General features: G+C 72.6%; 4 protein-coding genes. All 4 read right to left on the bottom strand.

Annotated features, from left to right (window positions below; all coding sequences use genetic code 11):
• Positions 1 to 603: 603 nt before the first annotated feature.
• The 4 genes from BIV24_RS11535 to BIV24_RS11520 all read right to left on the bottom strand — a co-directional run bounded on the left by BIV24_RS11535 (position 604) and on the right by BIV24_RS11520 (position 7,467).
• Complete coding sequence (locus tag BIV24_RS11535; RefSeq protein WP_071366154.1) at positions 604 to 4,371, bottom strand: S8 family serine peptidase; 3,768 nt, start codon at positions 4,369 to 4,371, stop codon at positions 604 to 606.
• Between the two features lie 335 nt (positions 4,372 to 4,706).
• Positions 4,707 to 5,588, bottom strand: coding sequence for a class II fructose-bisphosphate aldolase (locus BIV24_RS11530; protein WP_071366153.1), 882 nt, complete (start codon positions 5,586 to 5,588; stop codon positions 4,707 to 4,709).
• Between the two features lie 32 nt (positions 5,589 to 5,620).
• Positions 5,621 to 6,532, bottom strand: coding sequence for a 1-phosphofructokinase family hexose kinase (locus BIV24_RS11525; RefSeq protein ID WP_071366152.1), 912 nt, complete (start codon positions 6,530 to 6,532; stop codon positions 5,621 to 5,623).
• Positions 6,529 to 7,467, bottom strand: coding sequence for an ROK family protein (locus BIV24_RS11520; protein ID WP_071366151.1), 939 nt, complete (start codon positions 7,465 to 7,467; stop codon positions 6,529 to 6,531). The genes BIV24_RS11525 and BIV24_RS11520 overlap by 4 nt, the downstream gene beginning before the upstream one ends.
• Between the last annotated feature and the right edge of the window lie 5 nt (positions 7,468 to 7,472).

Here is a 7,472-nt window from a genome sequence, read left to right as displayed (position 1 = left end):
GGGAGCGGGCTGGGAGCCCTCTTCCGCTCCCCGTACTCCCATCGCTCCCAGCCGTGGCCGACGGCGTCAATTGATGTTGACCGGCTATCGCCCGATCCGGTCGAGATGGCTGCGCTCCCACGGGGGGGGGGTGGCCCTGCCGATCCCGGCTTTACTGGTCAAGGGGGCGGTTTGCTCCCAGTTCTTCAATGGGGGTCGTGTGGGCGGGCGACCACTTGTCCGATTTTGGTGTCCCCTTGACTGTGAGGGCTCTGTGTCCGGATGGTCAGTGCATCAAGATTTTGAACGCGACGGCCCCGGTCTGTGCAGGTCAGAGGGGATGCGGCTGGGGCGCCGGGAGTGGTGTGGGTCCCCTTGCCGGGGTAGGAGGCGAGCGCGGACGATGCGTTCCTCGGCCGAGCCTCCAGGTGCGGCGGACCGCGGACGACCTCAGTGCGTCCGTAGGACCTGGTGGAGTTGGGTGTCGTCCGCGGCATCGTCGAACCGACGGGCTGAATCGCACGAGCGGCGCCGCCTCCCGGGTCCCGCGGGAGACGGCGCCGTCCTGTCACTCGGGGTTGCGCCGCGTGCGGCTCAACTCATGGCTCCAGCGGCCGGGGCGCGTCACTTCACGCCGACCGCCCGGATGATCTCCTGGGTGACCTGGCCGCCTCGGTCGTCGCGGGCGGATGCACGCAGCGAGATGAACTGGGCGTCGGCGGGCACCTTCAGGGTGCCGCGCCAGGCGGCCTTGTTCCCGTCGCGGTCCAGGCCGACGGACGTCCAGGTCTGGCCGTCGTCGAAGGACACCTGGAGGGTGCCGTCGCCGATGGTCCCGGTGTCCGGCGCGCCCTTGACGTACTCGGAGTAGATCCCGACGGGCAGGCGCTGCCCGGCGCGGACGTCGCCCGCGAGGTCGGTGTCGACGTCGAAGCCGAGGTTGAGCAGCGGCAGGAACGTCCACCTGTCGGCGGGCGTCTCGGCGGACTTGAAGGTCCACTCGGCGTGGCCCTTCGTGGACAGCTTCCAGCGCGCGGGGTCGAGCGCGGTGTCGGTGACGACCTTGTAGGTGCGCTCGGCCGGATCGGCGTTGCGCACGTACCCGGCCGAGCCGGTGCGCCGGTCGACACGCACCCCGTCGACGTAGACCTCGGTGGTCTGCTTGAGGGACGTGTCGTTCCACACGTCGCCGAAACCGGTGTGGTCGGGTCCGGAGTCGCCCCAGCCGGGGGTGTTGAACTGGAGGTCCTTCCCCGCCCGCTGCTGGCCCCAGCCGAGCCCGGTGCCGAGCCAGGGGTGCCAGACCGGCTTGAACCAGTCGACCTCACTGCGCGTGCCGCCCCGGTAGGTGACCAGGCCGCTGCGCTGCTCGATGGCGCGGGGCACGGTGATCACGGACTCGTGCCACTGCTGGCCGGGGCCGGTGGAGACGTAGGCGGTGCGCTCGGCCGGGTAGTCGATGCGCTCCAGGAAGCCGACGCCGTAACGGAAGGTGTCGGTGATGGAGAAGCGGAACTCACCGCCCGGGGCGGGCTTCACCGCATGGAACCTGTCGTCCAGCCGGGCGAGTTCGCTCTTCTTCGGGGTGTATGCCAGGTTGCCCGGGATGGCGCCGGGGTGGCCGTCGGACAGGTCGTAGACGTAGGGCGTGTTGCGGGTGCTCGTGAGTTTGACGCGCTCGCCGGACTTGGCCGCGGCCAGCAGCCGGGCGCCGTCCGCGGCGTTGACCGTGGCGATGAGCAGCGACCGGTCGGTGCGGTCGGCGTTGCCGAACCAGGCCATCAGCCGGCCCGGCTTGTCGTCGGTGACGAACAGGGCCTTGGCGCCCGCGTCCTGGGCCGCCTGAGCCAGCTCGATGGGCGAGATCGCGCCGGTCGCGCGGACGACGACGGCCTTGCCGCGCACGTCCTTGCCCGTGTAGTCGGCCGGTGCCCCGCTGCCCGCGTCGACGACGGGCACGGTGCTGCGGCCGTCGGTGAGGGTGCTACCGGACTGGACGGTGGCATCGTCCAGCGGCCTGCCGCCCGCCTCGACCTCCAGGTGCGGCTTGCCGAGCCGCCAGACCGTGCGGTATTCGAAGGTGCCGTCGGTGACGTTGTCGGTGGGGGCGGCGAAGATGCTGTCGTAGGTCAGGGGCACCTGGACAGCGCCGAGCAGGTCGGCGCCGTTCGCCTTGCGGCTGTACTCCATGAGCCGCTGGCGGGTCTCGGTGCGCTGGTCGACCTTGGCGCTGATCTCCTTCAGCTGCCGCCCGTCCAGGGTGACCTCGCGGTCCTGGTCGAGGGTGATCTGGGGGGCGGCGAGGAAGCCGAGGCCGAGCGAGTCGGCGCCGTGGCTGCCGCGCACGTTGAGGAAGGACGTCAGGTTGTACATGCCCGGGTTCAGCCGCAGCTTCAGGGTGCCGGAGTCGCCGACATACGCCGGCCACGGGTCGCTGCCCTTGGTGAGTTGCTGCAGCGTGACGTAGCCGGAGGTCGCGGCGCCGTCGCGGTCCTTGAGGTGGACGGTGAGCGTGTACCGCTCGTTCTCCTTCACCAGGCCGAAGGCGGTGTGCGCGACGGGGGCACCGTCGGCGCTCGCCACGATCTGTCCGCTGGTGTTGCCGACGGCGGCCTTCGCGCCGTCACCGGTCACCGTGGTGGACGCGGTGCCGTGCGCGGGCACGGTCAGCGACGTGTCGGCGAGCGAGACGACGCCGTCGGGAGCGCCCTGCGCGGCCAGGCTCAGCTCGACCGGCTGGTTGGAGGAGTTGGAGTAGGTGAGCGTCTTGGTCACCGGCTTGTTGTCCGCGTAGGGCCAGCTGTAGAAGCCCAGGTCGGCGCTGCCGGTCGCGGTGATCTGCGCGTTGATCGCGGCGGGCACGGAGACCCGGCCCGCGCCCAGTGCGTACGCGGACGCGCCGAGCTGCTTCGAGGTCGACATCAGCGCGTCCTTGAGCTGCGCGCCGGTCCAGTCGGGGTGCTGCTGGGCGAGCAGCGTGGCGACGCCCGCGACATGCGGCGTCGCCATCGACGTACCGCTCTTCGAGGTGTAGTAGCCGCTGCCGCTGGTCAGCTCGGAGCGCGCGGCGAGGATGTTCACGCCGGGCGCGGACACGTCGGGCTTGAGGGCGTTGTCGCCTGCGCGGGGGCCCTGGCTGGTGAAGGACGCGGCCCGGTCGGCGGAGTCGACGGCGCCGACGGTGAGCGCGGAGTCGGCGGCGCCGGGCGAGCCGATCGTGCCGGGGGCGCCGGAGTTTCCGGCGGCGATGACGAAGAGGGCGCCGGTCTCCTTGGAGAGCGTGTTCACGGCCTGCGCCATCGGGTCGGTGCCGTCACTGCCTTCCGATGAGCCGAGGCTCATCGAGACGACCTTGGCGTGCACGTCCCGCGCGGCCCACTCCATCCCGGCGATGATCTGCGACTCGCTGCCGAAGCCCTGGTCGCTGAGGACCTTGCCGACGGCGAGGGTGGCGTCGGGCGCGACACCCTTCTCCTTGCCGTCCGACGCGGCGCCGGTACCGCCGACGGTGGAGGAGACATGGGTGCCGTGTCCGTTGCGGTCGGCGACCTCCTGCCCCTCGATGAAGCTCTTCGACTGGGAGATGCGTCCCGCGAGATCCGGGTGCCCGGCGTCGACGCCGGTGTCCAGCACGGCGACCGTCACACCCTTGCCGGTGAGTCCGGACTCCCAGGCCTGAGGTGTGCCGATCTGCGCGTTGGACTCGGCCATGTCGCCCTTGACGCGCCCGTCGAGCCAGATCTTCTCGATGCCGTCGGCGAAGCGCGCGCCGCCCGAAGTCGCCGCGCGCGCGGCGGGCTTGGCGGCCTGCGGGGCCACAGACCGCCAGAACTCGCGCTCCTGGCCGGCGCGGACCGCTGAGCCTCCGACACTGGGCAGGGACCGCACCTTCTTGGCGCCCTGTGGCACACTCGGCGCCGTCCGCGCGCTCCTGCCGTAGGTGACGATCAACGGCAGTCCGTCCGCTGCGCCTTCGTCTTGGTCGGCGAAGCCCTGGCGTATCAGCTCGGTCACGTCGAAGAGCCGCGCGTCGAGGGTGCCGGCGTGCAGATAGGGCAGCGCCTCGTCCGGGACGACGGTGACGCGGTCGTTCGTCGTCTCGGTGCGGACGGTGCCGGTGGCGCCCTTCGGGCGGTCCACGCTGACTGTCTTCCTGCCCTGGCCGAGGTCGGTGACGGTGACTTTGTCGCCGGTGACGAGCGTGACGGTGTGGGTGGCATGGGCGGTGGCCGTGGGGCGTGCGGCGGCTTCGGCCCTGGTGTGGCCGGCCGCCTGGCCGCCGCCGTCCGGTCCGGCCGCGGCGGCCTGCCCTGCCACACCGGTTGGAAGCAGGATGAGCGCGAGTCCGGCAGACAACAGCCCGGCTCTTCGTTTCGGGGGAACTCTGGTCATGTATCCCTCTCTTCATCGGACCCGGAGGGGGTGATTCCCGAGTGCTGCGAAGAGTGTGGTGGGTCTGTGATGCCTGGTCCATGGGCGGGTCTTGGCGGGGAGGGGCCATGTCGGCTACCCGCCAGCGTCCGCTGCGATGCACGGCCGCACGTGGGTTGCGAACCGGACGGCCAGCACAAGTGCCGTCCGGGACAATGCACTTGGCAGTGGGACCGGTGGGATACGGGAGTTCGGCCCGATGGGCGGCTTGCTTGGCCTGGGTCGTTTTGCTCGCGCGGCGTCCCCTCGGGTCGGTGGGGACGCCGCCGGTGGGGCGAAGAGCCACCGGGCAGGCTCTACTGAGCCGTGGCTGCCGGGGTGGTGTCCGCTCCACCGAGGGCGGTGATGCGCTCGGTGACCGTCCGGGCCATGGCGCGACGGCCCTCCGTGAGGTAGGCCCGGGGGTCGACGCCGTGGGTGTCTGCCGCGAGATGCACTCGCACCGCCGCGGTCAGCGCGCTGTTCAGGGCGGTCCCGATGTTGACCTTGGTGATTCCGGCAGCGACCGCACTGCGCAGCTCCGGGTCGCAGACCCCGGAGGACCCGTGCAGGACCAGCGGCACGTCCAGCGCGCCGCGCAGCCGGGCCAGCAGGTCGTGGTCCAGGCGGGCGGTGCGGGTGGTCATGGCATGGGAGCTGCCGATCGCGACGGCCAGTGCGTCGACGCCGGTGGCCGTGGCGAAGGCGCGGGCCTCGTCGGGGTCGGTGCGGGCGCCGGGGGCGTGGGCGCTGAGCGGGGCGGCCCCGTCCTTGCCGCCGACCTGCCCGAGTTCGGCCTCCAGCCACAGTCCCTGTCGGTGTGCCCAGTCGGCTGCATCGCGGGTGGCGGCCACATTCTCCTGGTACGTCAGGTGCGCCGCGTCGTACATCACCGAACTGAACCCGCAGTCGGCCGCCTGGCGCAGCAGCTCGGGACTCTGGACGTGGTCCAGGTGCAGGGAGACGGGGACGGCGGCCAGGCGGGCCGCCTCGCCTGCGGCGCGGGCGATCGGTGAGAGCCGGCCGTGATGGAACTTCACGGCGTTCTCGCTGATCTGGAGGATCACCGGCGCCCCGGCGGCCTCGGCTCCCTCGATGATGGCTTCGGCGTGTTCCAGGGTGATCACGTTGAACGCCGCGACGGCGCGGTGTCCGGCGGCTGCTTCGGCTACCAGCGTGCCGGTGGCTGCGAGGGGCATGGGTGCTCCAGGAAAAGTGAAGTGACAGTACGTCAGGTCGAAGTGGCGCCCGTGGTGGCTGCGGCGAAGCGCCGATAGGCGTCGGGGTCGAACACCCCGGCGCGCGGAGCCAGCACGGTCGCCGCCGAAAGCGCGACCGCGTCGCCGAGCATGTCGGACCAGGCCGCGCCGTCGGCAAGGCCGGCCGCCAGTGCCGCGACCACCGCGTCACCCGCCCCGGCGGTGTTGCCTGCCACCCGCTCCGGGGGCCGCGCCCGGAGGCAGCCCTCCGGGGTGGCGGCCAGCAGGCCGTCCGGCCCGAATGAGGCCACCACCGCCTCAGCCCCCGCCGCCAGCAGGGCGGTTGCGGCCCCGGCCGGGTCCTGGATGCCGGTCGCGGCGAGCAGCTCGGCGGCGTTCGGCTTGACGACTGTGGGTCGTGCGGCCAGGCCGGCGCGCAGCACCGGGCCGTCCGCGTCGAGGATCACCGGCACCCCGCGGTCCCGGGCGAGCCGGACCAGGTCTGCGCAGGCGTCCTCGGGCAGGCCGCGCGGCAGACTGCCGGAGACGACCAGCACCCGGGCCTCCGGCAGCAAGTCACGCACCCGGCCGCGCAGCGCCGCCCACTCCGCCGCGCCGACCTCCGGCCCGGCCTCGTTGAGCATGGTTGTGTCGGTGGTGTCCGCGACGGCGACGGTACGGCGGGTCTCGCCGTCGATCGGTACGCAGAGGTGGGGGATCCCCGACCGGACGAGATCCGCCTCGACCGCTGCGCCGGTGGCACCGCCGAGTGGCAGTACGGCAGTGGTCCTGCGGCCCAGCGCATGCAGTACCCGGGCGACGTTGATGCCCTTGCCGCCCGCCTGCGCGGCGACCTCGGCCACCCGGTGGGTGGTGTGCAGCCGGAATCCGGGCACGGTGTACGTGATGTCCAGTGCAGGGTTGGGAGTCACGGTGACGATCACGGCTGTGCGCCCCTTTTGGCCGGCTGCGCCGTCGGCAGGTCCCCGGCCAGCAGTCCGGCGCCCAGGCAGCCTGCCCGGTCGCCGAGCTGTGCGCGGACGAGGTCCGGTACCACCGGGACGGTGGCTCGCTCGGTCATCCGTGCGCGCACTGGGGCGAGCAGCAGGTCGCCGGACTCGGCCAGCCCTCCGCCGAGGACGATGAGCGACGGGTCCACGACCGTGCAGCAGAGCAGCAGCGTGTCGGCGAGGACGGAGACCGCCTCGTCCCAGACGGCGACGGCCGCCGGTTCGCCGTCGGCCGCCCGCCGGGCGATCAGCGCCGGGTCGGCGCGCTCTCCGGTCGCGGCGGTGTAGCGGCGCTCGACGGCGGCGGCCGACGCGTAGTTCTCCGCGCATCCGGCGGCGCCGCAGACGCACCGCTCCCCGCCGGGCCGCACGACGAGGTGGCCGATCTCGCCGGCCCGGTTGTGGGCACCGGGCTCCGCCTGACCGTCCGTCATGAGTGCCGCACCGATGCTGGTGCCCACCGGTACGAACAGGAAGCGGTGCTGCCCGCGCCCGGCGCCCAGCCGTGCCTCAGCCACGCCTCCCGCGCGAACGTCATGGCTCACGGCGGTGGGGAGGCCGGTCCGCTCGGAGACCAGGTCGCGGAACGGGACGTCCCGCCAGCCGATAGTCGCGGAGTGGACGCCGCGCCCGGCGGCTCCGTCCACGATCCCCGGAAGTGCGAGGCCGACCGCGGACACCGGGTGCCCGGCCTCGGCCGCCTCGCGGTGCAGGTCCGCGGCGAAGTCCACGATGCCGCGCACCACGGCCTCCGGGCCGCGTTCCCGGTTGGTGGGCCGCCCGGATTGCTGGACGACCTGCCCGGCCCGGTCGAGCAGTGCGGCCTTGATGCCGGTGCCGCCGACGTCGAGAGCGATGACGTGCGCCATGGCGG

The organism is Streptomyces colonosanans, assembly GCF_001866645.1.
GTDB lineage: Bacteria > Actinomycetota > Actinomycetes > Streptomycetales > Streptomycetaceae > Streptomyces > Streptomyces colonosanans.
The sequence above is the reverse complement of the archived record's forward strand: the minus strand, read 5'-3'. Positions and strand labels throughout refer to the sequence as shown.

What these genes read in the sequence shown, in the direction of transcription:
- BIV24_RS11535 (WP_071366154.1), bottom strand. Translation starts at nt 4,371, where the DNA reads ATGACCAGAGTTCCCCCGAAACGAAGAGCCGGGCTGTTGTCTGCCGGA.
- BIV24_RS11530 (WP_071366153.1), bottom strand. Translation starts at nt 5,588, where the DNA reads ATGCCCCTCGCAGCCACCGGCACGCTGGTAGCCGAAGCAGCCGCCGGA.
- BIV24_RS11520 (WP_071366151.1), bottom strand. Translation starts at nt 7,467, where the DNA reads ATGGCGCACGTCATCGCTCTCGACGTCGGCGGCACCGGCATCAAGGCC.